Source organism: Hoeflea sp. BAL378, assembly GCF_000759435.1.
Classification (GTDB): Bacteria; Pseudomonadota; Alphaproteobacteria; order Rhizobiales; family Rhizobiaceae; genus Hoeflea.
Genome location: NZ_JRJG01000084.1, coordinates 1 through 341 on the forward strand (window position 1 = coordinate 1; position 341 = coordinate 341).

1 protein-coding gene is annotated in these 341 nt (G+C 53.7%); it reads left to right on the forward strand.

What is annotated here, in order from left to right:
• A partial coding sequence (locus tag LL06_RS28115) for a hypothetical protein (RefSeq protein WP_210165724.1) occupies window positions 1-199 on the forward strand: 199 nt, incomplete at its 5' end.
• Between the last annotated feature and the right edge of the window lie 142 nt (window positions 200-341).

Sequence of the window (341 nt, forward strand, 5' to 3'; positions counted from 1 at the left end):
AAAAATGTCAGTTTTGCGAAAATGGCTGTTGACTCTGTGGGTGGGTGGGACCTATAAACCGCCCACACAACGAGGGCGGCGCGCCGCTGGCGCCAAGAAGTTCGCCCTTGTGTTATCCAAGAGAGCCGCGCAAGCGACACTCGACCCGGCTGAAGCCAAGTGTGGAAAGCCGGTGATTTCGCGTCTTTGCGGGATCTGATCTTTGACAATTGAATATTGAAGAAAGAGAAACGTGGGCGGCGGTGTCGGCGGTTCCGGGATCCTGGCTTATGTCGGGTGATGGAACCAAACCAGACTTTGGCGGTCACGTTTCAAGAGAAGTTACACTGTGTTTCTTTGGA